The sequence below is a fragment of the Pseudoalteromonas aurantia genome (assembly GCF_005886875.1).
Taxonomy (GTDB): Bacteria; Pseudomonadota; Gammaproteobacteria; order Enterobacterales; family Alteromonadaceae; genus Pseudoalteromonas; species Pseudoalteromonas aurantia_A.
In genome coordinates, this window is record NZ_PNBY01000033.1 from 1 (window position 1) to 1,429 (window position 1,429).

General features: G+C 43.5%; 1 protein-coding gene. It reads left to right on the forward strand.

Translation table 11 applies throughout. From position 1 onward, the window contains the following. Window positions 1–94 precede the first annotated feature (94 nt). Window positions 95–1,420, forward strand: coding sequence for an IS4 family transposase (locus CWC18_RS07350; protein ID WP_138549148.1), 1,326 nt, complete (start codon window positions 95–97; stop codon window positions 1,418–1,420). Window positions 1,421–1,429 lie beyond the last annotated feature (9 nt).

Sequence of the window (1,429 nt, forward strand, 5' to 3'; positions counted from 1 at the left end):
TAATGCCGATCAGATAAGAAATATTTGATGATCCATTGACCGATCTACTGGTTAGTTTATAAAGGCTTCTGAATTTATTCAGGAGTCTTTTCTTTTGCAATTAACGACAGCACTTTCTCTTGCCAATGGCTATGCCCCTAACTCAGAGGGCTTAGGTCAACTGAGTGATTTCTTATGCCCAGATTTCATCAAGCAATGCGCTGAAACTGCGGGGGTCGCTACGATAAGACGCAGGAGACTTCCTGTTGAAATGGCGGTTTGGACGGTTATTTGTATGTCGCTTTACCGTGAAGACCCGCTGTGGAGCATCGTCAGTAAACTCGGCTTAGCATTACCCGGAAAAAGAGAACTCGTTGCACCAAGTGCGGTTGTGCAAGCGAGGCAGCGCCTTGGTGCGGATGCCGTTAAAGAGGTTTTCCAACAAAGTCAGAAAATGTGGAATGCTGATGCCAACCACCCAACATGGTGTGGCTTATCACTATTAGGCGTTGATGGGGTCATTTGGCGTACACCTGATACAACTGAAAATCATCAGGCGTTCTCTACATGGAAGAATCAACACGGCGATACAGCTTACCCTCAAGTACGTATGGTTTGCTTAATGGAGCTCACCAGCCATTTATTAATGGGAAGTGCCTTTGATAGCTGTCGTTCAAGTGAGATGGTACTTGCTGAAGACCTAATCGATGTAACCCCCGATAATTCACTGACGTTATTTGATAGAGGCTTCTATTCTCTAGGTTTACTCAATCGCTGGCATCATGCAGGGAAAAATCGTCACTGGCTCCAACCTATGAGAAAAGGAACTCAGTATGAAGTCATTCGCTCGTTAGGTCGTCAAGACAAACTCATCAAGCTAAAAACGACAGCACAAGCGAGAAAGAAGTTTGCTGACTTACCCAATGATATTGAAGTGAGACTTGTCACAAAAATGATTAAGGGGAAAGAGGTGAATATCCTCACTTCACTGACCGACCAGATGCGTTTCCCAAAAGCTGAAATAGTAGACTTATACAGTGATAGGTGGGAAATCGAACTTGGCTATAGAGAGATGAAGCAAACCTTGTTAAATAGCCACTTTACGCTACGTAGCAAAAAACCAGACATGATAGTGCAAGAGCTGTGGGGCGTATTACTTAGCTATAACTTGCTCAGATATCAGATGGTGAAAATGGCGCAGACAAAGCCAGGGATATATGCGAAACACCTTAGCTTTACGACGTGCGCAATAAGTATTATTAACTTAATTCAAACGATGTTTATAGAGAATGCTGGACGGATCCCCAAGTCAATTGAGCAATTACAAGCTCAAGTCGAACATCACATATTACCGATAAAACGGGAACGCTCGTATCCGAGGTGCATTAAACCAAAGCCCAGTAAATATCCCAATAAAAAACGCCAGTCAGTTGTTAACTGACTGGCATTA